The sequence below is a fragment of the Spiroplasma endosymbiont of Nebria brevicollis genome (genome assembly GCF_964030895.1).
GTDB lineage: Bacteria > Bacillota_I > Bacilli_A > Mycoplasmatales > VBWQ01 > Spiroplasma_E.
Window position 1 is genome coordinate 1,177,642 of record NZ_OZ034986.1, and the last position, 26,056, is coordinate 1,203,697.

A 26,056-nucleotide genomic window follows, 5' to 3' on the forward strand; every position below is an offset into this window, starting at 1 on the left:
ATTATAATGACTCTTGATACTTCTTTTTAATTTCACGAATTAAATGGTTAACACCTGATTTAGTAATTACAAAACCAGTTGCTTCGTGATAAAGATCGCACAACTCCAAAAGTGATACTTCTGGATTTTGTAACCTTAAATTTGATATGGTTTGTGTTTTCAATGATAACTCACTAAAGACTTTTTTGTCTTTTAAGAAATTAATCATTTCAACTTGTTGATTAGCAGCATTTAAAGATTTTTGTTGGTTAGAAATGTCAATATTATTAAAACGATTAATATTATTAAATAATTCTCGCGATATACGTTTATCTTCAAAAGCGAAAACTGCTTGTGGGCAATCAATTATTTTTAAAAAGTCAGAAATTGCATTAGATTTTTTTAAATAAAGCACCGTTTTATTACGACGTTTTATTGATTTAAAAGTTAATTTAAAGTTTTGCAATAAAATTTTTTTTATTTTCTTTGCTAACAAATCATCACTAAATTGTAGTTCTAAGTGATAATTAGAAGTTGAAGGTGAATTGATAGAACCAACTACAAGAAAAATTCCGGCAATATATGCTCTAATACAATGGTCTTTTACTAAATGCTGTTGGGTTTTTTCTTTATCAATATAAAGATGTTTATCTAAAAACATAAGATCATTAATAATAAAATCAACATTATTATTAATATGAATATTATACACCTTTGGGCGTTCAAATTTGTGTAAAACATCTACTATTATTTTTAAACTTATATCTGGATATTGATTTTTGAAAAATTTATACACTAATCTCGTTGTTCGATTATGGAAACTATGAACTATAATCTCAGAATTTATACATTGCTGACTTATAATTTTTCCATTAATTAGTGTATAGACGGATAACAAGGTTTTTTGACAACAAGGCTTAAAATTTTTTTGACAAATTTCATCTTTAACTGTTGTTGTAAATGACACCATTACTACCCCCATCAATTGTACACTTTATTCATTGAAATTATCAATAAAATTTATTAAATATTGTGCAGCAATAGCACCATCATTGACTGCTGTCACGATTTGTCGTAAATTTTTAGCAATAACATCACCTGCAGCATACAATCCAGGGATTTTTGTTTGACATTTATCATTAGTAATAATGCATCCATTACTATCACAAATACCCAATTCTTTAACAAAACTCGTTACAGGGTCTGAACCAATATACGGAAATAATGCATCCGTAGCAACTTCATTTATCGCTTTTGTTTTGACATTTTGAATTTTTAATTTAATAACTTTTTTCTTTAAATCATCACCTATTACTTCTGTAACTACATAATCTGTGATTAAAGTAATGTTAGGATGATTTTTAACTTTATTAACTGTTTTTTCATCAGTACGGAACTGTTCTCGACGATGAATTAGATTAACTTGTTTAGTAAATCTTGTTAAATATAATGCTTCTTCGCAAGCAGCATAACCACCACCAACAACGGTAATGATTTTGCCTTTAAATAATGCACCATCACAAACGGCACAATAAGATACACCACGATTAGCATATTCTTCTTCACCAGGGCAACCAATTTTACGCTCTAAAGAACCTGTAGCAATGATAACTGCTTTAGCTGTAATTTTATTACCACCAATCATGACTACTGTTTTAGATGTATGGTTTTCGTTATCAACAATAGTATTTACTTCATCATAAATAAATTCAACTTTTAATTTTTCTACTTGTTGTTGCATTTTTTCTGATAAATCTGGTCCTAAAATATAATCATAACCAGGATAATTTTCAATTTCTGAAGTTTTAATCATTTTTCCACCAACAATATATTTTTCAATAATAGCAGTTTTTAAATTAGCTCTTTGGGCGTAAATAGCTGCGGTCATTCCAGCAGGACCCCCACCAATAACTATTAAATCATAATCATATTTAACTTTGTCTTTAGTATGATCTTTCATACAATCATTCTCCTTTACGAAATCTTGATGGGGCAAAAAATTGGGCACATATTGCTAATGTGACACCAAAAATAACCCATATGGCCGATAATAACATTGATGTTGAGACATTACCAATCATCATAATATTACGACTATCACGTAATGGTTCTAAAATCATTCTAATAATACCATAAAAAGCAAAATATAGACTTCCACATACACCAGTGTATGTTATCTGATATTGATTAGGATTAAATGCATCGGTTAAAGGTTTGGCATGTGGTTGCATATAATATTTAAATTTTTGAAAGTTTTGCTTGATTTTATTTTTGATATTTTGCTTATATTCCTTGTTAATACTAACATTTTTTCATGGTTTTTTAACAAAATTTTTAACAATACTTGGATTTGGATTAAAATCAAAATAAGCAGTATTTCATGCTTGTTTTTTAAACTGACGATAACCATGATATTTTTTAATAACTTTTCATGGTAAAATATAATCTTTTGTAGTAATAGGGTTAGTTTTTAATGATGAAACAAATTCACCAGCAAATAGTTTTCATGGTTTTTTACTAAATATTTGTCCGGCTTTGGGCACAAAGAAAGTTAAAAATCCTCATCCAAACAGCGAAATTAATGATTCATATAAAAATAATGGTTGTCGATAAACCTCAACGGGATCGGGATAATCACCAGAATAATGTAAATGATTATTCATTCATGTTGGTAATCAACTAAATGGATGGCCCATATTAGCACCTAATAATTCCTGATTAAAAAAGTTACCTCATCGTCCAATAGCTTGCCCTAATAAAATATTAGGAATAATACAATCCATAAATACTCACATGGAAATTTGTAATTGTTTTGAAGCACGATAGAATATAAAGAATCCAACTATCATACCAACTGTTACACCACCTTCGATGGCCATACCACCACGTCAAACGGCAATCACATCAAGGATAGTATCCATGTCACTAGTATTGTTTAAAACAAACCATACTCGTGCACCAATAATTCCAGATAATGCTATTACTAGACAACCTCATTCTAAGGTTCTAGTGGGAATATTACGACGATATAATTTAATTCATGAAGCAATAATAGCAACAGTAAATCCGATTGCTACTAAGACTGAATAAATGTGAATACCAGTTCCTGGGATATCGTCAATAGCATCATTGTATCCTAAAAAATTAAACATATAATATTTTCCTTTTTGATAATTTAATAAATAAATTATTTTTTTGTTAAGTCACTAATAATACGTGCTTGAAATTGACTTGTAGCGTCTTGTCCTTCGTTTTTTAATTTTAAACTAATAACGGCTGATTCAATTAAATCAGCTAGATTTCTTCCTGGACTAACAGGAATGATTGTTTTAGGGATTTTAATTTCGAAATATGTCTCAAAATCATTTTGGTCGCCAAGACGGTCAATTTTACTTCAGTCTTCACTTTCAATTCGATTTAAACTAATAATCAAATTAATTTGGCTCTCATGCATTATAACATGATATCCATACATTTTGGTAACATCTAGGATACCAATTCCACGAATTTCAATTAAATTTTTGACAGGAGGGTTAACTTTACCTACTAACTTGTTATTAATCTTTAAAATATCAATACTATCATCACCAATAAAAAGATGACCATTGCGAATTAATTCTAAAGTAGTTTCTGATTTACCAATTCCACTTTCTCCCATGATTAAGACACCATAACCAAAAATATTGACTAATGTGCCATGAACGCGTTTTATTTCAGCTAAGCATTCAACAATGTAAATAGAAACAGTAGCAGCAAATTCTGAAGTAAAAAATGAAACTTCAATGATAGGTACTGTGGATTTAATTTCTTTGGCGAAAGCACATAATTCTTTAATATATTTAAAATTAGGGGTAACAAAAATTCCTGGAATATGGTCTTCTAAAATGTTTTTAAAATGATTATTATAATCGGTTTTTTTTAAAGAAGCAATATATTCACTTTCTTTACTACTTAGTAAAATAATCCTACGACTACGTGAGACTTGTTTGGTTTTAAAACCTGTTAGTTCAAGTCCACCACGATTAGTACCAATACTAGAAATAACTCTTTTGTTAATAGGTTCTTTAGCACTTTCATATTGTACTTTTAAATTAAATTTTTCTACGATTTCATTAATGGTGAAGTTGTTCATTTTGTTTCCTACCTTTATTGTAAAGTATTTTTTAAAACTTATAATTATGTAATTAATTATATATAATATCTGATTAATTATTATTTAATTTTGGATTAAATAAAGTTTTTTTGGGAGTTTATCCTAAAAAGGAAGATAATATGACATAACGTCACCTAATTTAAACCAATTTCATAAATCCTAATTAAAAAAATAGTTTTGAAAAATAAATTACTTTGTAAAAAAAGAAAGAGTGATAATTGTAGTGATTATTATACCACCAAATTTAAGTTTTATGACACAAGAAATAGTAATTATTATCTTGTTTTTAAATAAGAAAAGCATATAATAAAGTTAATCATAAGATAAAAAAGCTTTTAACCCGTTGCTTTATTTCAAAGTAAGTTAGTGGGTTTTTTGAAAACTAGAAGAAAGAAGTGATTATATATGTCTAATATTGAAAGTATACAAGTTTTAACAAAAGCAACAGTTGAAATAAGAAATAAAAGAAGAATAATTACTGCTGTTAATAAAACGGAAAATACAACGTTAACACCCAATGAAAATAAAACAAAACCTGGATTTCAAGAAATATTTGGTGGTGATACTAATGATGAATTAGTAATTGTTAAAATAAAACCAGAAAAATTAACTCTTAGCAAAGAAGAAATTGAAGAAGAAACAAAAAAAGTAAGCGATATTATTGATTTACTTACTAATGCAACTTTTGAAAAAAAATAATTCTAAAAGTAAAAAAAATTCATTTTCAAATTTAAACAAAATAAATTCAATGGATAATCAAAATTCTACAAAACAGAATGAATCAACTGAAAAAATTACCAGTAGAATAGCTCAACGTGCATAAGTTATTATATTACCCTGAGTTATAAACAGTTAAGAATATAAAAAATAGGTTATTCTATTCAAAAATTAGAAAGCAGTAAATCAGCTGTTAACTATAAAAATTAGAGATTGAATAGAGTTAGAATAGAACAGGTATTTGAATGATTTAAAATATTTAAATCTCGCTACCATAGAAAGTAAATTAAAAAGGTTTTGTCTACAATTCAACTTAATTTGTGGAAGTTTGCATTTACACCTAACATAGTTATCACATGTTTCATGGATTCTATAAAAGTTAAAGACAGTGACCTATCCTCCTTTTTTTGTATACAGATTATTATTATCATTATTTATAACATCTATATGCTCTTTACTAGACGAAATAGATACTGGTTTAGGAGTCGGTATTTGAGAATTTATTTTATTAATAGTTGGTTCATTTTGCTTTTTTATTTCAATATTTTGTTTTTGATTTTTTTTACTATAAAATTGGTAAAAAAAATCAAAAAATACCAGTTCCGACTCCTAAACCTCCTATAATTTTCATCAACGATTAAAATTAATATTAGGTTTAGTTAGGGCACTTTCAGCATTAATATAATTTCCCATGATTCCATTTTCGTTATTTCTAATTATTGAAATTAAAAAAGGGCTACTTAGATGATTTCTACAATTCAGAATATTATAATTAAAGTTATTACAATTGACTTGCAAAGAGCATTCTTCCTTTGAAGGTGTTCCTTTTTTAGGTTTTAAAATATAATCTGCAAACATACTTCCAGCATTTATTAATACACTTATTATGTTTTTTTCATCAGAAACAATACTTAAAGCAGTATCTTTTAAACTAGTATTTATTTTATCTGTATTATCTGCTTTAGTTAATTTATTGGATAATTCAATTTTATTTTTTTCCAGCAAATTTTTGATGAAGTCGGTTTAACTTTTGCATTTTTTAGTTCTGTTTTTAATCTATTATTTTCATTAGTTAAATTTTCTATTTTTAATTTAGCTGCAAGATTATTAGTGGACTTGACAATATTTCTTTCTAACAAATATTTAAATGAATCTACTGCAATTTTTTCATTTTTTATACTTTCTTCTAATTCATCAATTTTTTCTTGAATTTCGTTCTTTCTATTACGACGACCAAAAGAAACAATTTATAGTTCAAATATTCTTTCATCATTTCTCTTTTTCTTGTTTTAATTGTTGAATTTGGTTTTCACTTTTTGTTATTTTTTGTTTTAATTCAAGATTTATATCATTTTCACGTTTTCTAATATCTTTTCTCAATAAAGGTGTTTTGTCTTTAATTATAGTTTGGAATTTTCTTCGTTTCTTTTTTCTTATTGAATTTATTCCAATGGTATTTTTCATCCTTTTTCATCCTTTTTCTTTAAAATAAAAAACCTATTTCCTTGAAAAAACAAGAAATAGGTTAAAAACTATATTTAGTTTATGAACATTATACTAAAACAAAATTAAAAATATAAGCAACTGGTAGTATTCATTTTTAAAGCAAAACAAAACTATCGTTATCTTATTTTATTTTACTTGGTATTCAGAAATTAGTGAAGCAACAAATTTGCTATAAATTCATTTATTATTGATTTGATTATTTATTTTTAATAAGTGTAATTATCTCTTGAGCAACGTAATTATGAACTCATTTGCTAGGATGGACATCATCAAAAAAGAAATACTCATCAATGTTACTTTCATTAACACCTTTATTAAAATGAGGAGTAATAACACCATCTTTAATAAAACAATTAAAGTTAGTTGTAACTGCTCCATCAATCGTATTATGATTTTCATCCAAACTTTTAAATTTCTTCATAGCATTGTGAATACTAGTAAATAAATCATATTTAACAATGGTCTTAGTTTTTTCATTAATTGTATCAATCATCGTAAATAGTGCACTATTAAATCTATTAGTTAATTCTAAGGCGCTAATTTTTGCAGTAGCATTATTTTTAAATAATGGAACAATACTAATATCAGGAGCATTAGCAACAATAATATTAACTGCTCCCTTTTCTAATAATAGTTTTATATTATAATTTAAGGCTTCAACGGCATTATCAATCATTTTTTCTTGTTCAATTAAATCTTTAATTTTAATAGCACGAAGAATATCATTACCACCAATGGCAATAAAAATTAAGTCTTTTTCATGAAAATTATGTTGCTGCACTAGCGCTTGCACTTGATGATAACTATCAAAATTATTATAAATAAACGATTCAACACTAAAATCTTTAATTTTACTTGCTAATGCACCACCAAAAGCATAATTATTACCAACTTGTTCATCACCCAAACCAAATAATTCAAATTTTCAACCTGAAGTTAAGGTTATCCCTAAGTGTTCTGCTACAATTTGAATTGCTACAGGTCCATTACTAAACGAGTTATTGTAAAATGGTGGTAACATTTTTACTATTTTGGGCATTTTTAAATGTTTAAATAATGCGGTTGCTCCACAAACTAATGCTCCAGTGTCTGATAAACTATCACCAATAACATACATTGTTGGTTGTGCTTCAATATTTAATAATTCACGATGTTTCATATTTCCTCCTTAAATATATGCTTATTTAAATATTATAATACTTAAAGTGAACAGATATTATTTTTTTCATTTATATTATTAAAATTCCTTTTATAACACAGACTAAAAAATGATAAAACAATATGTTACAATTTCATATATAAACAATTACCACTGAAAGGAAATTATTTAATGATAAAAGAATTTATTAATCCTATGATTAACAATCAAAAATCATATTTAATTATTAATAACCAAGAATGTGTATTAATTGATGCTTCAATTAATATTAAAGAAATTATTAACTATTTAGTAACTGAAAAATTACAACTAAAAGCCGTTATTATTACTCACGGTCATTGGGACCACATTATTGGTTTAAATACTTTAATTAGTCAGTATCCTCAATTAACTGTATATATTAATCAGTGAGATGAAAATTTTATTTATCATCATCCTCATAACAAAATGCTAGTTGACCGTGAACAAATTAGTGAAGTAACTAAAACTAATATTAATTTAGTTCCCATTATTGACAGTACTACTCTTAAATTAATTGGATATGAGTTTTTATGCCAACATATTCCTGGGCACACCCCTGGCAGTCAGTACATTTTAATTAAACAATTAAATGCTGTTTTTATTGGTGATACTATCTTTAAAGATAAAATTGGTTACCATGGGATTCCTTATTGTGATGATGAATATTTTAAAAAGTCATTAATTAAATTAACTAAACTTGATAAAGAATATCAAGTTTATCCAGGCCATTGAGATTCTTATACTTTAAAAGATGTTTTACAAAGTAATGAAACATTAATAAAATTTATTAAATAAGTGTATAATATTTATATCAATTGTATTTAATTGATATAAATTTTTTAAGGGGAACACGTAACTATGAAGTTATTATTAACATCTTTTTTAACAATCACAACATTAGGAACAAGTGGAGGTAATATTGTAAGCAGCATTAATCAACAAGCAACAACAGAGATTAATAAAGTTAATTTAAAAGGTTTTAGAGATACTCCCACAAAAGTGATACTAGCTTTGGTTTAAGGTGATGGGTGATGTAATGGTGAAACTGATTGACAACAACATGAAATAAACATTGGTTCAAATATTAATCCAAATGATATTAGAAGCATGGCTTTCTATGGTGATAGTTATTCGGAAGCTACTTGAGGAAAAGATTATAACTGAAGAGGTGATGGCTTACATGTAATTGATTTTAAACCCTTTAGTAGTTATGCAGCACATGCTAATGTTGGAAATTGAACGAACCATGCAAAGAAATTTAGTTTAATAAATATTTCAAAAGCAAAAATAAAACTAGATTTATACGTTGGATATAAAATAGTTGAAGGTAATTTAATTATAATATTTAGCGCATATCTTTATGGAGAATCTTGAGCTTCTCCAACATGTGGGTATGTATGAGGTCGTAATGCACCTGGTTCCTTAGGTGTATGATATAACTAATTTTTTTAGGGTGCTTTCATTGGCAATGATTTTTTGTCCTCAATTAGAGTTAAGTATCTTAAACTATCATCAATGGGAACATTATTTTTCTTAATATATAATCTTAGTTCAAGAATAAAATAACTAGTACAGCTTATAATTGTAAAATTAATAATATCTTGCACTAAAAATACTCGGTTGTATCAAATAAGGCTACTTACTATTTTTAAAATAGTAAGTAGCCTTATTGAACTTAATTAATTCATGTCACCTATCCGATTCATCTATATTTCATTTAATTTTTTATGGCTTTTCTATCTTCGTATAGGATTGAAATTTTACCACAAAAATGTCAAGAAAATCCTAACTACGAATTTATCTCAATATGCACATCTTTTAAAATCAGAAATATTCAAATCATTACTATTTAGTTTGAAAAGCTCACTGAGTTTCATTTGTTCCTCAAAACATAAATACATGTAGGGAGAATCTCGCTTTTTTGTTCTTTTCATAACCAGTATTTTAAATAATAGAATTTCCTCTTTTTCGATAGTCTTTAACAATATTAATAGTAATTAACAATGCTAATAAACAGGTAATACAACTAATAACATCTAAAATAACAGCAACAATAGTAATTTGATAGGAAAAAATTGAATTATTGAATTGGGGTAAAAGAACAACAACACTAATAATTTCACAAGTTGTACCGATAAAACCTAGAAAAAAACTTATAAAATCAAGTGAAATACTTATTTGGTCTTTTCGATACAGTGCCATATTTTGTTTGATTAAAGTTCTTTTTATCCTAATTAAACGGTACATTAAGAAAAAAGGCAGAAAAGCGAAAATAAAACTGGTAATATCAAAGAAAATTGCGATAACAGTGATTCAAAGTGATGCTTTATCACTATTTCAAAAAGGTTGAAGTGCCAAAATACTTAGGATTCCTAAAAATATACCAATTAAACCAGAACCAAAACTTATTAAGTCCAGTTTAAGAATCTTTTTATTAAACTTTAAAAAGTATACTCTTTTTTCCAAAATAACAAATCCTTTCATATTTTAAAAATTTAAATTAATTATATTATTTTACATGATTTTTGTAATAATTTCTTAAAAATCTTTATTTTTGTAATAATTAAAGTTTTGGATGTTAAATCTAGTTTAACTAAAAAGTAATACTGAAGATAGAAGAAAAGTAAATAGCAATTTCATAAAAATTATGATAACATTCAAAAGTAGCAAAATTTTTATAAATAAATATAGTTTTTTAAACCCGTTGCTTTATTTCAAAGTAAATGGTTTTTTATGATTTTTAAAGGAGAAAAGAAATATATGCAAGTAGATAAAACATTCAAAAATAACGAAAAAAGTGAAAGTACAAATTTCACTAATTGTGAATTTTTAATCAATAAAATATCGTTAAAAATTTATCATATAAATGTGGTGTGGATGAGAAAAATTAGTCCATCACTACTGTGTTTTTCTACAAAATTAAAACAAATTTATTATAATTAACATTTACATTCCCATTTGAGGGTGTTTGTTAAAGATTTCGCTAATATAAGGAGTGTCTTGGGAATTAACTTGTGTTCTGGATTAAATTCAGATTTTAAAACTTTAAGTTCAATTTCTATATTTAATTGATTTTCATTTAAATTATTATTTGGTTTCTTACTAATAAATTTTTTAATAGTTGATTTTATTTTTTCAATAAATTTTCTAAATAAACTTTCTTTAAATAATTTTAAGTTACTAACCATATCAATAATTTTATTATCTAATTCGTCTTTTTGCATAGTTGAATCGATTATTCTTTCATCTAACTTTTTAAAAACATCTTCTCTGTCTGGTGTTCTTATTACATAATTATCAGAATCGGGTGCACACTTAGCAATTCATTGATTATTTTTCTTAATCTTGTTTTAATTAAAGATTCTATGTAATTCATGAATTTATCTGAATTATTATTTTTATTAATCATAATATCTTCCTTTTTTATTTTCACAATTGAGTAATTTAAAAAAACCATTTACTTTTAAAATTAAAGTATTGGTTTAAAAACTTATATTTAGTTTTTAAAAATAATCATATAATAATTTTTATTTATTATCTATCAACGATGATTTCTAAAATCAAAATTAAATAGTTATAACACAACTCTCTCATATGTTTATTTTTGTTCATATTTTGTTATTGTATTATCAAATGATTTTTGATAACACTCTCCACTACAATATATAAATTTATCACTATACAAAGAATCAAATGTTTGCTCTTTTTCACATGATGATAAATAACATTTAGTTGTAACAATTGGCATATAAACCACTCTCCTAATCTTCATTCTACTATTTATATTTTACATGGTTTATTTAACAGCCTTCTTCATATGCTTAGAATAAAGTTTTGAGTGTTATGAATAGAATCTGTTTTAAGGTTTTTTTACTCTTGCTTACTACTTGGGGTACACTCTATTTTCGTTTTAAATCACGAGTTATTACTTTTTTTAAGTATTGACCAGTATATGATTTTGCAACTGTTACAACTTGCTCAGGCGTTCCTGTTGCAATTACTTCACCACCATATTTACCACCTTCAGGTCCTAAATCAATAATATAGTCAGCAACTTTAATTACATCTAAGTTATGTTCAATCACAACCACAGTATCACCATTATTAACAATTTTATTTAACACTTCAATTAAATGTTTAATATCATGAACATGTAACCCCGTTGTTGGTTCGTCAAGAATATACATAGTCTTACCTGTTGCTCGTTTTTGTAATTCTTTGGCTAGTTTTACTCGTTGTGCTTCACCACCTGATAATTCAGTGGCTGGTTGCCCTAAAGTAATATAACCTAATCCAACTTCTTGCATCATTTTTAATTTTTTACTAATTTTCGGATGGTTAGCAAAGAAATCTAATGCCAAATCAACTGGTAATGCCAACACATCAAAAATATTTTTTGCTTTATATTTTACTTGTAAAGTCTCACTATTATAACGTTGACCTTCACAAATCTCACATGTAACATAAACATCAGGTAAAAAATGCATAGAAATTTTAATGACACCATCACCAGCACAACGTTCACATCTGCCACCTGATACGTTAAATGAGAAGCGTCCTTTTGCATAACCACGAATTTTTGCTTCAGGAGTTTGGGTAAATAAATCACGAATATCATCAAATACTGAAGTATAAGTAGCTGGATTACTTCTTGGAGTTCTACCAATTGGTTCTTGGGAAATAGAAACAATCTTATCAATGAATTCCATACCCTTTATGTTTTTACATAATCCTGGTCGTTCACCTTTAATGCCTAAATTCTTTTGAATTCTGGCTAATAAAACATCATTAACTAAAGTTGATTTACCACTACCTGAAACCCCAGTTACACAAATAAATTTACCTAATGGAAATTTAACATTAATTTTATTTAAATTATTAGCTTGCGCTTCTTCAATTTCAATAACTTTACCATTACCACTTCTTCGTGATTTTGGTAGGGGGATGTACTTAGTACCATTTAGATATTGACCAGTAATTGATTTAGGATTATCTGCTACTTGTTGGGGTGTCCCTTCAGCGATAATTTCACCGCCATAAATCCCAGCCATTGGTCCGACATCAATTAACCAATCTGCTGCTCACATTGTATCTTCATCATGTTCTACTACTAATAGACTATTATCTAAATCACGCATTTTTTTTAACGTTTCAATAAGTTTAGCATTATCACGTTGATGTAAACCAATCGAAGGTTCATCTAGAACATACAAAACTCCCGTTAATTGTGATCCAATTTGGGTAGCTAATCTAATGCGTTGTGATTCACCACCTGATAAGGTTTGTGCCATTCGTGATAAATTTAAGTAGCCTAACCCAACATTAGTTAAAAAGTTTAATCGATTAACAATTTCTACTAAAATTAGTTTCGCAATTTCTTCTTGGTTGGTTGTTAGTTTTAGTTGTAAAATAAATGCTAAACTTTCTTCGATATCTAATTTAGTATATTCACTAATATTTATTTTTTGATTTTTTTCATTAGTAAGTTTAACTGCTAAAGCAAATTCGTTTAGTCTTGTTCCTTTACATGTTAAACATGTACGTTCACTCATGTATTTACGATAATACTCACGAGCAAAATCACTAGTTGTTTCTAAATATCGTCGTTCAATTAAGGTGCTTATTCCTTCAATATAATCATGATTAGGATATTTACGACCGTTGGCAGAAACTAAGTTGTAACTAATGGTTTCATCACTACCACGCATAATATAATTAATTTGTTCTTTAGTTAAGTTTTTTAACGGCTGATTCAAATCAATTAAATAATGATGACAAAGCACTTTCAAACGTTGTCATTCTAAATTACTAGTATCAACAACATTTTTATAGTATTCAACACCACCATTATTAATGGAAAGTCTAGTATCAGGCATTAGTAAGTCTTCATCAACTTCTAATTTTATTCCCAATCCTTTACATTCAAAACAGGCACCACTAGGAGCATTGAAAGAAAATAAACGTGGTTCTAAAGTGGGGATGGCAAATCCGCAAACTTTGCATGCATATTTCTGTGAAAATAATCATGATTCATTATTATCAGTTAGAATAATTTTAGCTAAACCACCACTATGATTTAAAGCAACTTCTAACCCATCATGAATGCGAGAAATCATATTATCATTATTAGCAAATTTAACGCGATCAATAACAATATCAATATCATGGCGTAATGATTTATTTAAATCAATCTCTTCATCTAAACTATAAATTTTATCATCAATTTTAACACGTAAAAAATTTTCTTTTTTTAATTTGACTAATAACTCTTGATGACTACCTTTTTTAGCAACAACTACTGGTGATAAAATTTCAATACTAGTACTATCTTGTAAGGTCTTAACTTTATTCACCATCTCTTTTAAGGTTTGGCTGCTAATCGGACCATGACCTTTATTACAATATGGTGTTCCTACTCGTGCATATAGTAAACGAACATAATCATAAATCTCAGTTACCGTTCCGACTGTACTTCGTGGATTATTACTCGTTGTTTTTTGGTCAATCGAAATAGCAGGTGCTAAACCTTCAATGGCATCAACATCAGGTTTTTCACTATTACCTAAAAATTGACGGGCATACGCCGATAATGACTCAACATAACGTCTTCTGCCTTCAGCATAAATCGTATTAAATGCTAATGATGATTTACCACTACCTGAAACCCCAGTAATTACTACTAATTTATATTTAGGGATTTTAATATTTATATTTTTTAAATTATGTTCACGTGCCCCTTTAACACTAATATATTTTTGATTATCAGCCATTTGCTCCTCCATTTACTTTTCATTCTTGTTTAATTATACTATATACGGAACATTTTACCGATAATTATTAACCTAAAAAAATGAATTTAATGATTATATTTAAACACTTATAGTATTTATTATTAATAGTAAATACTAAAAATAAGATTAGACTTTAAGTTCTAATTATAACATCTTGTTATATTTAGGGATTTTTTATGTCAAAATTTCGAAAAGGAGTAACAATATATGATCACCTATTCAAATTTAGACTGTAAAATAACTAGAGAAAACATTGCACTACCAACAAAAACTTTGGAAAGAAAAAATTCACAACAAGATTTTGCTATTGAGCAATTAGTACGCTTAGTCTTTAAAAAAAGTTTAGTTAATTTTTACACAGAAGGTCGAATGGTAATAAACAATAATCTTGAACAAAAATCCGTTTTACAAAGTATATGTGCTGACCATGATACACCAACAATGCAAGAAAATAACCCCACTACTAGTACTAATGGACTATAATTTCTCTAAATTCAATAAAAATGTTTTAATATCAGCACCATAACGATAATTAATAATATTTTTATTTTTACTAACTACACGATGACAAGGTACAATAATAGCAACTAGATTTTTGCCCAATGCAGTTCCCACAGCACGCACTGCTTTAGGATGACCAATATTAATAGCCAATTGTTCATAAGTTAATGTAGTACCATAGGAAATAGCACAAGTTTTGCTTCATACTAATTCTTGAAACGGTGTTCCCTTCAATACCATTGGTAGTGAAAACTTAGTTAATTTTTTATCAAAGTACATTGCTAACTGTTGTAAACAGTTAGCAATTACTATATCATCTTTTCTATTAACAAATTGTGGTTTCTCAACAAAACTAAGGTTAACTAATTGTTCATTTTCAACAATGATTTCAATTAATCCAGTCTTACTATTAAAGTATCCATATTTTTTCATAAATTTTATCTCCGATCATTTATTTATCACTTTCAATATTCAAGATTAAATCACGTAATGCTGCTGCTTTTTCAAATTCTAAATCTTTTGCTGCTTGTAACATCTCCACGTGTAAATCAGCAATAATTTTGGTTTTAGCAGTAATTTTGGCTTTTCCCTTACTAGCATTCAATAGTTTCAAATCATTATCCAATTCTCTGGTACTCACAATTTCACTTAACGGTTTTTTTACAGTAATGGGAGTAATATTGTGTTTTTTATTGTAAGCAATTTGAATCTCTCGTCTTCTTTTAGTTTCATTCATCGCTTGTGTCATAGCATCAGTAACAAAATCACCATATAATATAACATGACCATTAACATTTCTCGCAGCTCTTCCGATGGTTTGAATTAAAGATTTAGTATTGCGTAAGAACCCACTTTTATCAGCATCAAGAATACAAATTAATGAAACTTCAGGTACATCCAAGCCTTCTCGTAATAAATTAATTCCAACAATCGCATCAAATACCCCTTTTCGTAAATCTAATAACACTTTCGTTCGCTCTAAAGTTTTTAGTTCATTGTGAATATATGCCACTTTAATTTTCTTTTCTTGTAAAAAGTTAGTTAACTCTTCAGCCATTCTAATAGTTAATGTCGTAATAAAAACACGTTCATTATTTTTAATACGAGCTTTAATTTGTGTAATAATATCATCAATTTGATTAGCTGGTGGTTTAACTTCAATGGTTGGATCTAATAATCCTGTGGGGCGAATAACTTGCTGGATAGGAACATTAAATGGTGCAGGCTCATCTTTAATTAATTCCAATTCATAATCGGCTGGCGTTGCTGATGTATAAATGATTTGTTTTAACTTATTAGAAAATTCATTAAAGTTTAGTGGCCTGTTATCCATAGCACTAGGTAAACGAAATCCATATTTAACTAGTGTTTCTTTTCTACTGCGATCAGTATTATACATACCACGTATTTGGGGGATGGTCATATGTGACTCATCAATAATAGTTAAAAAATCATCAGGAAAAAAATCAATTAACGTAAAAGGTGATGTCCCAGCTAGTCGTCCTTCGATATGGCGAGAATAGTTTTCAATTCCGCTACAAATTCCAAATTCAGTTAATGCTTCTAAATCATGATTAGTACGTTGTTCTAAACGTTGGGCTTCTACCAACATATTATCTGCTTTTAATTGCGCTAATGTCACTTTTAATTCTTCGCTTATTTTAACAATGGCTTTATCGACACGATTTTTACTAGTAATATAGTTTTGAGCAGGGAAAATTGTAACAAAAGGGAAACGTTCTAAAACATTTGCTCCTAAAGTATCAATGCGGGCAATTTCTTCAATTTCATCACCAAATAAACTAATACGTAAATAGTATTGGTCATTTCATGATGGTGCTAATTTAATTAAATCGCCTTTTACACTAAAACTTCCTGGGTCTAAAGTAGTATCATTGCGAACATAACCATTTTTGATTAATTTTAAAAGTAAATCTTTACGATTAATTGCTTGACCTTTGCGTAATTCAAAAAAGTTATTTTTATATTCTGCTGGTTCTTGTTCACCATAAATAGCAGCTACTGATGCGACAACAATGACATCTTTACTAGTAGAAAGTCCATTTAGTGCACTTAGTCGTAACATTTCAATTTCTTGATTTTGTTTAGAATTTTTATCAATATAAGTATCAGTTTTTGGTAAATAGGCTTCGGGTTGGTAAAAATCGAAATATGAAACAAAATATTCAACCCGATTTTCAGGAAAAAAAGTTTTTAATTCTCCATACAGTTGCATAGCTAAAGTTTTATTATGAACTAAAATTAATGTTGGCTTTTGAACTTGAACAATTACATTAGCCATTGTAAAAGTTTTACCAGTTCCTGTGGCGCCTAATAAGACTTGGTGTTTAATCTTTTTATTAATACCCACTACTAATTCTTTAATAGCAGCAGGTTGATCACCAGTTGGTTGATATGGGGCTACGAGTTTAAACATGTTATCATTTCCTTTATTAAAAGTTTGTTTACTATATTACTATATATCATTATTTTAACGAAATTAAATTATTAAATAATAAATAAGGAAAACAAGCATTTAAAAAACGTTTGTTGCCATGAGTTAGATAGTCGTAATTTTGTGAGAGTTAAATTCTCTCTTCTCTAGAGATCAGAGATAATGCATCTCTTATATTCTACTCAGAGCCAATTATTGCTAGAAACTTTCCAGTAATATCCAATAAACTATATAACTTTGAACATCTCCCTTTCCTTAATACAAAACAAGACACCACATATTCTGGTGTCTTTTGTTACTTAATATTTTTCATTGCTTTTTCTAATTAAACCTGCATTTTTAACAGTATCAATTGGGGTTCTATTTCCCTTAGCCATACGTTTTTTATACAATCTATTATACACCAAAGAATAATCGTACTTGAGATTGAGAATTATTAAATAGTTTTTTTACTAAAAAATTACCTAGTTATTTATCTTAAGTTACCCTACCCTAATATAATTTATGTATTAAAATTCATTAACTCATATAAAGACTTACGAAACTCAGGACCATACATAACCCCGCCAACTGGAATTTTATTATCAATAGCCTCACTAATCTTAGCAACCCACTGTGGTCCAAAGCCCCCACATAACTCAATGGTTTGTACCCCCTTCTGAGATAGTAAGCGTTTAGCAATATTGATTGTTAGTGCTTTATCATTAACATTTAAACCAATAATTTGAAATTGACATGGTCCAACTTTAGTTTTAAAACTATTATTTTGTTCATTGAAACCAGGGCTTAAATAAATAAATGCTCATGAAGTAAGTGGCATATAACTTCCTCTCTTTCCTTTGAAATTATTTTCTTTTCTTTTACTATTATAAGTATATAATAAAAATTAACACTTTTAATATTAAATATAGTGTAATATCATAAATTAGTAAATATTACTTTTTAGATATTTACAAAGAAGATAGAAATGAGATGAAAAAGTATGAAATCTCTTTTAGAACTTATTACAACGGTATTAGTGAGTACACCAATCATTACTAACACTATTAATAATAAAACAACTATCAACACTAATCTTTATGTTTTAGGAGATAGTCTATCAGATACAGGAGCCTTAGCTGGTGCTGGAACACAATTTTTTCAAGCAAGTAGTTTACTGTTTCCCAATATTAAAGAAGTAAAATTAGAAGCTCCATATTATAATAATTCATTTTCAAATGGTCATGTTGCTGCACAAATTGTAGCAGATAAATTAGGAGTTAAATTAACACCTGGCTGAAAATTCAATGATTTAGTACTTAAAACACATCAACAAGTAGGCAACAATTATGCCGTTGGTGGTACACAATCTAGTTTACGTACTGATGCACAAGGAATATTTATTAATAAATTTGATATTAATGCCCAGGTTAATGCTTTATTAGATCAACATCCAGTACAAGAAAATGATAAAATCTTTTTAGAAATTGGCGGTAATGATATTATTTATGCAATGACAAAAGATTTTGATTTCGAGCAAAACATTATTATTAATAATGCTATTTTTAATGAAAAAACAGCATTAGAAAAATTAATTACTAAGGGTGAAAATCATATTTTAGTTGCTAATTTGCCTGATGTTAGTACAATTCCTATGTTTAACAAAGACACAACAAAAAGTTCAAGAGTTAAAGAATTAGTTAACATGTTTAATGATAAATGAACAGTAATGATTAATAATTTAAATGCAAAATATAATAATTCTATTAAAAGTTATAGTTTACTTAATGGTATGAATCAAGCAATAAGTGCTTTTAAACAAGATCCTAATCGCAATATTACTGACAATGCAGTAACTACTGATTTTAAACAGTTATTAAAAACTGGTACTTTAACACCAAAATATAACCCTGATGTTAAGCCTGAAAATATTGACAATTATTTTTTCTTTGATTCTGTTCATCCAACTAAATGAGGGCATAATTTTATTGGAAATCAACTAATAAAATTGATTGAAAAATGATAACACAAGGTATTTTTTATTAAAAAAAGGGCACATTCTAAAGTTAAAAATGTAAAATATTGCTGATTTTACGATATAATTCACTTAGTGTTACTAGATACCAACTAATTTAAAAATATTTGTATTAAAATTGACAATTATCCTTGTTTTTGTTCTTAATATTATATATAATTATTAATGCTTTAAGCAATGTAGTCCCGGTAAAATTACACTGTAAGGAGAAAAATATGCGTCAAACAACAATGAATTTCAAGAACATTGAAAAAAAATGATATGTTATTGATGCCAACGGTTTAGTTTTAGGACGTCTTGCAACTAAAGTTGCAATGATATTGCGTGGTAAAAATAAACCTTCATTCACACCTCATCTTGATTGTGGAGATTATATTATTATTATTAACGCTAACAAAATTAAATTAACTGGTAATAAACTACAAGACAAGAAGTATTACAATCACTCACAATTTCCTGGAGGGTTACGTACACGTAATGCCCAAAGTATGATTGCTAAAAATGCTTCTGAATTAGTAGAAATAGCTATTAAAGGTATGCTTCCAAGCACTACTTTAGGTCGTAAACAATTTACACATCTTCATGTTTATAATCAAGACCAACACCAACACCAAGCCCAAAACCCTGAAGTTTTAACACTAGGCCAAGAGGAGTAGACTTTTATGACAACATCTAACAAACCCGTAACTTATTCAAGTTCAGGTGGACGTAAAACGTCAACTGCACGTGTGCACTTAAAAAACAGTGGTCAAACAAAGATCTTAATTAATGGTTTAGAACCAATAAAGTATCTAGAGCAAGAAATCCTAGTTCAAGATATGTTATTACCTTTAAAAGTAACTAACACTTTAGAAAGTTTTGAAATCAATATTAAAGTTGAAGGTGGAGGAAGAACTGGTCAATCTGGTGCTGCACGTTTAGCATTATCAAATGCTTTAGTGAAAGTATCAGAAGATTATAGAATATTATTACGTCAATTCGGATTATTAACTCGTGATGCACGTAAAAAAGAACGTAAAAAATATGGTTTAAAAGCTGCTCGTAAAGCACCCCAATTTTCAAAGCGTTAAAATATTATTGGTATATACGAAAAAAGAGTTCTATGAACTCTTTTTTTACTGACTTAACTAAAACTTCAGGTACATTCTTTGGTTTTTTACAAACAGTTGTTGTGTGTTATATAGTGTTTTAGTTGCTTGATCATTGCTGGCATTTGACAAATGATAATTGGTATCTTTGAATTAGTTGGTGCCTTTTAATTAATAAAAAATACCTTGTGTTATCATTTTTCAATCAATTTTATTAGTTGATTTCCAATAAAATTATGTCCTCATTTAGTTGGATGAACTTGCTGAATTTAATAATAAATATTCTGCTATCAAATGACATAAATGATTTAAATACTTATATTTAATTGTCATTCCTGTAATTATTCTCATTCATTTAGGTTTTGCTTTCTATAAATTATTTAATGATATTAATGCTAATCCATTTGTATTTTTTACCATTGGTATAACAATGGGAGCAGTTAGTGTCTTATTATTTACCTTCATCTTTATTTATTACAATAATATTAAAACAACTATTGTCAAACTCAATAATAAAATCTTGAAAAGAAAAGATAGTTTAAAAAATAATTAAGTTCAATAATCAGTCTTTTTAATACAAAGACTGATTATTTTTTATTATTCTGAGTATTATTTCGCACCAAAGCTATTATAAACTAGTAATGGTATTAACTAAACCCTTTAAAATTTCTTGATTTAAACTATCATACATGAATTACAATTTTCGGTTGCTTCCAGTTTGGCAATTCTAGTGGCGGTAATTCTATACTTTCCGTTACTTTTTTTACTGTTTCAAAATTATCTGTATCTGGAGATTTTTCAGATTCACAATTGACTTCATTTGAAAGAGGTACTGTTGAACTAGAATCACTTTCTGATTCAACTTGAAAGAATTGAGGTGGATGCTCTTCTTCATCTTCATCAGTATCAAAAATGTCTTTAGTTTTAATTATTGATTCATATTGTATACCACATTGTTCAGTAATTCATTTTACTAAATCTTCAAGTAAAGATTCATATTGAATAAAATTATTAACTCTTTTTATTTTTTCATTAATTGAAGAAATATTATCAATTAATGACATTTCTTTATTATATTTATAAGAAAAAAGTTCTTCTATTTTGGTAAATATTAAAGGAAAAAACTTCGGCTTATAATAATTTGATATTAATCCATTTATTGTTAATAATTTACTCTCTAAGTCTTTTTTAAGATCTGAGTATAGTCATCTATTTAAAAAATTATTTCTTAAAACTTCTTTTAATAAAGGTTTATCTTTCATATTTTCCTTCTTCATATTTTTCCTCCTTTAAAAATAAAAAACCCATTTACTTTATAATTAAAGCAATGAGTAAAAAACTATATTTAGTCTCAAGTAGTAGGGGCTTTGCCCCTCGTTGCTTCGCAACTCACCCCAGTAGTGGGGTAAACCCCACGGCCAACCAACCAAGGTTCTGGTTGGCACCGACCATTAATATGAGGTTATTTTATTTTAACATTTTTTTTATTTTTTTTAGAATGTAAATCTCTATAATAACAAACACGGCATGCAGTATTATCAATTTCTTTTTTTTCAGTCTGTAATATATTATCCAACTTATCTAACCCAACTTGCTTTAATATCATCAACAGTGAAATCTAAACCTTGTGATTGGTCATATTCTTTAACATTACTTAATTCACCTTTTAAGGAATGAATATAATTTAAAGCACGACTATTATACTTTTGTAAATAAGACCTAGGAAGTCATAAACTAAAAGTCATAGTTTCACCACTATAACTTGGCGGAAAACCACCCTTTTTAATTATTTTCTTAGTTTGTCTTTTAGACAAAACAATTTTATTATAATCATCAACATTAGTATAAATATTTAATTTAAACTTAACTAAAAATAATAAAATACGCATTCTCTTAACTTGAACAATATATTCTACTTTTTCACGTGCTTGTTCTGGTATTCTATCAGGGTGTTGTTCAATCATATACATTATTCCGTTAAAATTATGACCTATTAATTTACAAAACATACCCAAACTTTCTTGTGTTTCTTTAAATTCAGGTGACAAATCGTTACTATTAATCTTTAAACCTAATTCATCTAAAACAACCATATCATTCTCTTTAAAAGCATAATTAGTATTTAATTGATTAAATTTAAAAACATCATCATAAGAACAACGATAACTAATTTAAAATAAAACATAAACCCTTGAATATAAAAACTTAATGGTTTATCAATTTCAAAATTTAATTCAAAACGTAAATTTAAAGGTTTATCTTCGCGGTTTAAATTATAAACCATAAAACAATTTGTTTTACCATATTCAACAAAATTATGATTAAACATAATACGTGAAATATCATCTAATTGATTTCTATTAAAATCATAAACGCCAGTTCCAACATCAATTAATTTCTTTTGAACACCAACAACATCACTTTGGTAATCAATATTCAAATGATTACCAAAACCACCTATAATTTCACCAGAAACTAATTTTAAATCTGGTTGGTCAACATCAAAATAAGCAGAATTTCATGGAATTGTTGCCCAATCATCAAAATCATTATACTTAACATGTTTAATCATATTTTTAGCAATATCATAATAAGAACCAAGACTTAAATTCATTTTAGAAAGTTTAGTAAATAATTCACTATCATGTAAAACTCATTTATCCTTAGATTTTTCACCACTTGATATTTTAATACCTTTATCAGTAATATAAAAAGGCGAAAAAGTAAGTACATCATAATTTTTGGACTTACCACTTTTCTCATCTTTAATTACTTCATTACTTCTAATTTTTGTCAATTGACATAAAAAATAAAATTTTATTAACCTCTAACCATTTAAGATATTAAAATCATAATACCTAGATTAATAATGCGGGTAATTAACATTACTAATTAGTTAATAATATAACATAAAAAAATAAAAAAGCAACAAAAAAAAGCAAAAACATAAAGTTAAATGGTTGGTAAAATTTTACATCTTTGCTATTAACCATTTATATATATACAAGTTATATTATTAAAATAATTCAATTAAATTACCATTTACTACAAACAAAAAAATAAAAACACAAAATTAATGTTAATCAAAATAACATAGATAAAGGAGCAACTAAAAGAATAAAAAATCACATTTTCTTTTGATAATTTTAATAAAATTTCATAACAAATAATACAGTCATTATCTAACTTTGCAACATGTAAATCCAATTTTTCTTTAATATCCAAATCTTTTTTGATTACATCAACATAATTATCAATACTAATCCATTCTCTTTTTTAATATCAAAAAAATTCATTATGTTTAACTTTTCTACCTTTCTTTTTAATAAAATAATTATAATATAAAAAAGAAAAAAAATAAATTTAATGTAAAATTCTTGGTACACGTTTAATTGCATTTCTAAACCTAATACTATCAATTGAGACATATTCATCATAATCTTTAAAATTATCACCAAAAACAGTAGTATCAAAACTACCACCAAAAAGTATAGTACGACCCAAATTATCAATTTTCTTTTTAAAAAATTGTGTATGTAAAGCATTAACAGAAGCATCAATTAAACGTTGATATAACATTATTTTTTGACCTTTAATCACTTTTGGATTAGAACAATTACGAGAAAAAGCATAAGCACGCACACCTAAATCATACTGATTTTGAGATTTTATATCATTTTGTACTTTTACAACATATTTGCTTAAATACTTAACTATATTTTCATTAGTACCTTTTTGAACAACTCTTACATCATTAAAACCAAATGGTCATCATTGTGGTAACATACTTTTATATATTTTTCTATTAAATAATATATGAAAATGAATAGCACCACGTTTTTGATATTCATAAACATACATATATTTTAATTCACCTAAATATTTGGAACGCTTAGGGTCATCTCATCAACGCTTTAAACGTTTAAAGAATATAGCAATATCATGTTTTGCTTTGTTAATATCTTGCATATTATCAGCATAAGTTAAAGTAACAAAACTTAAAATCTTTGAATTATAAAAATTATGATACGCTTTATGTATTAATTTTGTTTTAGTACGAATAGTACTATTACGTAACTTTTTATCATTAATACCTAAATTTTTAATACCAACTTCATTACGTTTATTATTTAATATAGCACTCATAGGTAAAATTATATTTTTTACATAAGCACCATAATAAACTTTTTTAATATAAAAATTTTCTTGCATATATAAAACTCCAACCATTTTTAATAATTTTATATATTTTTACTAACAAACTAATCATAACACAAAAAACAAAATAATTAATAAATTATCTTGCGGTGAATTGTGTTACTTAATTGAATTGTGTTACTTAATCTAGTAAAGTACTATTTTATTTTGGTAATTCCATACCTTCATAAATTGGGAATTTTTTTAATAAATCATCTACTTCTTTTCGTAAGTCATGTAAACCATTATCTTCAATTCCTTTTGGTAATTTCCATGCTTTAATAATAATATTTGCCAATTCAATAAATTCTTTTTCTTTAAAGCCTCTTGTTGTCATAGCAGGACTACCAAATCGAACACCACTCGTAGTAATTGGTGGCAATTTATCAAATGGTACACCATTTTTATTAGCAACAATGTTAATTTTTTCTAAAATATTAACAGCAACTGCACCATTTAAACCATTAATAGTAGTAACATTAATAGTTAATAAATGATTATCTGTACCATCTGCAACAACATGGAAACCAGCAGCATAAAATGTTTTTGCTAAGGCTTGAGCATTCCTTATTACTTGTTGTTGATAAACCTTAAATTCAGGTTGTAATGCTTCATAGAACGCTTGTGCTTTAGCAGCAATAATATGTTCCAATGGTCCACCTTGGTTACCAGGAAAAACAGCACTGTCAACTTTCTTTTTTAAAACTTCTGTACAAAGAATGGCGCCACCACGTGGCCCTCGCAATGTTTTATGAGTTGTTGTTGTAGTAATATCAGCATAACAAATAGGATTTTGATGTAACCCTGTGGCAATTAAGCCAGCAATGTGAGCCATGTCAACCATTAAGTATGCTCCAACTTCATCTGCAATTTTGCGAAATTTAGATCAATCAATTTTTCGAGAATAAGCACTAGCACCAGCCACAATAACTTGTGGTTTACATGCTTTAGCAATTTTTAAGATTTCGTCATAATCTAGTAATTCATCTTTATTGACACCATAACCAACGCCATGATAAGTTTTACCTGAGAAATTAATTTTGTAACCGTGAGTTAAGTGACCACCAGCATCAAGTTCCATTCCTAAAATGGTATCTCCTGGTTTTAAAATAGCAGCATAAGCTTCAGCGTTAGCTTGACTGCCAGCATGAGGTTGCACATTAGCGTGAAAGTTACCTTTCTTACATGCCCCTGGTTTATGTTGACAATCAAATAATTTCTTAAAACGTTCAATAGCTAAGTTTTCAATTTTATCAACAAATTCACAACCATTGTAATAACGAGCATTAGGATAACCTTCGGCATATTTATTAGTTAGAATGGTTCCAGCAATATCTAAAACTGCTGGTGATACGTAGTTTTCTGAAGCAATTAACTCCACATGATGTTGTTGACGATTTAATTCTTGTTCAATAACTTTTTTAATTTCTGGGTCAAGTCCCTTGGTAAAAGATTTATCCATTTATAATTACTTC

The 26,056-nt window shown here is 27.3% G+C and carries 28 protein-coding genes; 9 read left to right on the plus strand and 19 right to left on the minus strand.

From position 1 onward, the window contains the following. Position 1: 1 nt before the first annotated feature. From whiA to hprK, 4 genes are read right to left on the minus strand one after another with little or no spacing between them, the layout of a single operon-like run. Positions 2–949, minus strand: coding sequence for a DNA-binding protein WhiA (whiA, locus tag AAHM98_RS06930; protein WP_342276125.1), 948 nt, complete (start codon positions 947–949; stop codon positions 2–4). A gap of 24 nt (positions 950–973) precedes the next feature. Beyond that, positions 974–1,939: a thioredoxin-disulfide reductase gene (gene trxB, locus AAHM98_RS06935; RefSeq protein ID WP_342276126.1), complete on the minus strand. Its 966-nt coding sequence runs from the start codon at positions 1,937–1,939 to the stop codon at positions 974–976. Continuing rightward, positions 1,923–3,131, minus strand: a complete 1,209-nt coding sequence (locus AAHM98_RS06940) for a prolipoprotein diacylglyceryl transferase (protein ID WP_342276127.1) — start codon at positions 3,129–3,131, stop codon at positions 1,923–1,925. Before AAHM98_RS06940 ends, trxB begins: the two co-directional genes overlap by 17 nt. Before the next feature lie 35 nt (positions 3,132–3,166). Further along, on the minus strand, positions 3,167–4,111 hold the full coding sequence (hprK, locus tag AAHM98_RS06945) for an HPr(Ser) kinase/phosphatase (RefSeq protein ID WP_342276128.1): 945 nt from the start codon (positions 4,109–4,111) through the stop codon (positions 3,167–3,169). A 426-nt stretch (positions 4,112–4,537) separates the two neighbouring features. Between hprK and AAHM98_RS06950 the strand changes: the two genes are divergently transcribed. Continuing rightward, complete coding sequence (locus tag AAHM98_RS06950) at positions 4,538–4,831, plus strand: hypothetical protein (RefSeq protein WP_342276129.1); 294 nt, start codon at positions 4,538–4,540, stop codon at positions 4,829–4,831. Positions 4,832–5,467: 636 nt separating this feature from the next. Here AAHM98_RS06950 and AAHM98_RS06955 read toward each other — a convergent pair. The 3 genes from AAHM98_RS06955 to AAHM98_RS06965 form a co-directional block, all read right to left on the minus strand. After that, positions 5,468–5,854 carry a hypothetical protein gene (locus tag AAHM98_RS06955; RefSeq protein ID WP_342276130.1) on the minus strand — a complete coding sequence of 129 codons (387 nt, stop codon included), beginning with the start codon at positions 5,852–5,854 and terminating at the stop codon, positions 5,468–5,470. A 219-nt stretch (positions 5,855–6,073) separates the two neighbouring features. Then, positions 6,074–6,313 (minus strand): hypothetical protein, encoded by a 240-nt coding sequence (locus tag AAHM98_RS06960; RefSeq protein ID WP_342276131.1) that lies wholly within the window; start codon positions 6,311–6,313, stop codon positions 6,074–6,076. A 238-nt stretch (positions 6,314–6,551) separates the two neighbouring features. Continuing rightward, positions 6,552–7,514, minus strand: coding sequence for an SGNH/GDSL hydrolase family protein (locus AAHM98_RS06965; RefSeq protein WP_342276132.1), 963 nt, complete (start codon positions 7,512–7,514; stop codon positions 6,552–6,554). A 171-nt stretch (positions 7,515–7,685) separates the two neighbouring features. On the opposite strand from AAHM98_RS06965, the gene AAHM98_RS06970 reads away from it, so the two are divergent. The 3 genes from AAHM98_RS06970 (at position 7,686) to AAHM98_RS06980 (ending at position 8,978) form a co-directional block, all read left to right on the plus strand. Next, entirely contained in the window at positions 7,686–8,330 is a 645-nt protein-coding gene (locus AAHM98_RS06970; RefSeq protein WP_342276133.1) for an MBL fold metallo-hydrolase, read from the plus strand. Between the two features lie 63 nt (positions 8,331–8,393). After that, positions 8,394–8,555: a hypothetical protein gene (locus AAHM98_RS06975; RefSeq protein WP_342276134.1), complete on the plus strand. Its 162-nt coding sequence runs from the start codon at positions 8,394–8,396 to the stop codon at positions 8,553–8,555. 87 nt (positions 8,556–8,642) lie between these two features. After that, positions 8,643–8,978, plus strand: coding sequence for a hypothetical protein (locus AAHM98_RS06980; protein WP_342276135.1), 336 nt, complete (start codon positions 8,643–8,645; stop codon positions 8,976–8,978). Between the two features lie 501 nt (positions 8,979–9,479). On the opposite strand, the gene AAHM98_RS06985 is transcribed toward AAHM98_RS06980, so the two are convergent. From AAHM98_RS06985 to uvrA, 4 genes are all read right to left on the minus strand, one after another. Further along, complete coding sequence (locus tag AAHM98_RS06985) at positions 9,480–10,001, minus strand: hypothetical protein (RefSeq protein WP_342276136.1); 522 nt, start codon at positions 9,999–10,001, stop codon at positions 9,480–9,482. 473 nt (positions 10,002–10,474) lie between these two features. Next, positions 10,475–10,759 carry a hypothetical protein gene (locus AAHM98_RS06990; RefSeq protein ID WP_342276137.1) on the minus strand — a complete coding sequence of 95 codons (285 nt, stop codon included), beginning with the start codon at positions 10,757–10,759 and terminating at the stop codon, positions 10,475–10,477. A 374-nt stretch (positions 10,760–11,133) separates the two neighbouring features. After that, positions 11,134–11,283, minus strand: a complete 150-nt coding sequence (locus tag AAHM98_RS06995) for a hypothetical protein (RefSeq protein ID WP_342276138.1) — start codon at positions 11,281–11,283, stop codon at positions 11,134–11,136. A 151-nt stretch (positions 11,284–11,434) separates the two neighbouring features. Continuing rightward, positions 11,435–14,305: an excinuclease ABC subunit UvrA gene (uvrA, locus tag AAHM98_RS07000; protein WP_342276139.1), complete on the minus strand. Its 2,871-nt coding sequence runs from the start codon at positions 14,303–14,305 to the stop codon at positions 11,435–11,437. A 228-nt stretch (positions 14,306–14,533) separates the two neighbouring features. Between uvrA and AAHM98_RS07005 the strand changes: the two genes are divergently transcribed. Beyond that, the gene (locus AAHM98_RS07005) at positions 14,534–14,809 is read left to right on the plus strand and encodes a hypothetical protein (RefSeq protein WP_342276140.1); all 276 of its coding nucleotides are present in this window, start codon (positions 14,534–14,536) and stop codon (positions 14,807–14,809) included. On the opposite strand, the gene AAHM98_RS07010 is transcribed toward AAHM98_RS07005, so the two are convergent. The 3 genes from AAHM98_RS07010 to AAHM98_RS07020 form a co-directional block, all read right to left on the minus strand. Continuing rightward, positions 14,804–15,259: a methylated-DNA--[protein]-cysteine S-methyltransferase gene (locus AAHM98_RS07010; RefSeq protein ID WP_342276141.1), complete on the minus strand. Its 456-nt coding sequence runs from the start codon at positions 15,257–15,259 to the stop codon at positions 14,804–14,806. The genes AAHM98_RS07005 and AAHM98_RS07010 overlap by 6 nt on opposite strands. Before the next feature lie 19 nt (positions 15,260–15,278). Continuing rightward, positions 15,279–17,264 (minus strand): excinuclease ABC subunit UvrB, encoded by a 1,986-nt coding sequence (uvrB, locus tag AAHM98_RS07015; protein ID WP_342276142.1) that lies wholly within the window; start codon positions 17,262–17,264, stop codon positions 15,279–15,281. A gap of 520 nt (positions 17,265–17,784) precedes the next feature. Next, complete coding sequence (locus AAHM98_RS07020; protein ID WP_342276143.1) at positions 17,785–18,102, minus strand: DUF6506 family protein; 318 nt, start codon at positions 18,100–18,102, stop codon at positions 17,785–17,787. Between the two features lie 147 nt (positions 18,103–18,249). Here AAHM98_RS07020 and AAHM98_RS07025 point away from each other — a divergent pair, with 147 nt between their 5' ends. The 4 genes from AAHM98_RS07025 (at position 18,250) to AAHM98_RS07040 (ending at position 20,937) form a co-directional block, all read left to right on the plus strand. Continuing rightward, positions 18,250–19,287, plus strand: coding sequence for an SGNH/GDSL hydrolase family protein (locus tag AAHM98_RS07025; RefSeq protein WP_342276144.1), 1,038 nt, complete (start codon positions 18,250–18,252; stop codon positions 19,285–19,287). A 224-nt stretch (positions 19,288–19,511) separates the two neighbouring features. After that, positions 19,512–19,952 carry a 50S ribosomal protein L13 gene (gene rplM, locus AAHM98_RS07030; RefSeq protein ID WP_342276145.1) on the plus strand — a complete coding sequence of 147 codons (441 nt, stop codon included), beginning with the start codon at positions 19,512–19,514 and terminating at the stop codon, positions 19,950–19,952. Between the two features lie 6 nt (positions 19,953–19,958). Continuing rightward, positions 19,959–20,366 carry a 30S ribosomal protein S9 gene (rpsI, locus tag AAHM98_RS07035; RefSeq protein WP_342276146.1) on the plus strand — a complete coding sequence of 136 codons (408 nt, stop codon included), beginning with the start codon at positions 19,959–19,961 and terminating at the stop codon, positions 20,364–20,366. Between the two features lie 268 nt (positions 20,367–20,634). Next, the gene (locus AAHM98_RS07040; RefSeq protein ID WP_342276147.1) at positions 20,635–20,937 is read left to right on the plus strand and encodes a hypothetical protein; all 303 of its coding nucleotides are present in this window, start codon (positions 20,635–20,637) and stop codon (positions 20,935–20,937) included. A 127-nt stretch (positions 20,938–21,064) separates the two neighbouring features. On the opposite strand, the gene AAHM98_RS07045 is transcribed toward AAHM98_RS07040, so the two are convergent. The 5 genes from AAHM98_RS07045 to glyA form a co-directional block, all read right to left on the minus strand. Next, positions 21,065–21,661, minus strand: a complete 597-nt coding sequence (locus AAHM98_RS07045; protein WP_342276148.1) for a hypothetical protein — start codon at positions 21,659–21,661, stop codon at positions 21,065–21,067. 300 nt (positions 21,662–21,961) lie between these two features. Further along, positions 21,962–22,477, minus strand: coding sequence for a hypothetical protein (locus AAHM98_RS07050; RefSeq protein WP_342276149.1), 516 nt, complete (start codon positions 22,475–22,477; stop codon positions 21,962–21,964). A gap of 29 nt (positions 22,478–22,506) precedes the next feature. Further along, complete coding sequence (locus AAHM98_RS07055; RefSeq protein ID WP_342276150.1) at positions 22,507–23,181, minus strand: hypothetical protein; 675 nt, start codon at positions 23,179–23,181, stop codon at positions 22,507–22,509. Positions 23,182–23,747: 566 nt separating this feature from the next. After that, positions 23,748–24,596, minus strand: coding sequence for a rolling circle replication-associated protein (locus AAHM98_RS07060; RefSeq protein ID WP_342276151.1), 849 nt, complete (start codon positions 24,594–24,596; stop codon positions 23,748–23,750). Between the two features lie 148 nt (positions 24,597–24,744). Next, on the minus strand, positions 24,745–26,043 hold the full coding sequence (glyA, locus tag AAHM98_RS07065) for a serine hydroxymethyltransferase (protein ID WP_342276152.1): 1,299 nt from the start codon (positions 26,041–26,043) through the stop codon (positions 24,745–24,747). Positions 26,044–26,056: the final 13 nt, after the last annotated feature.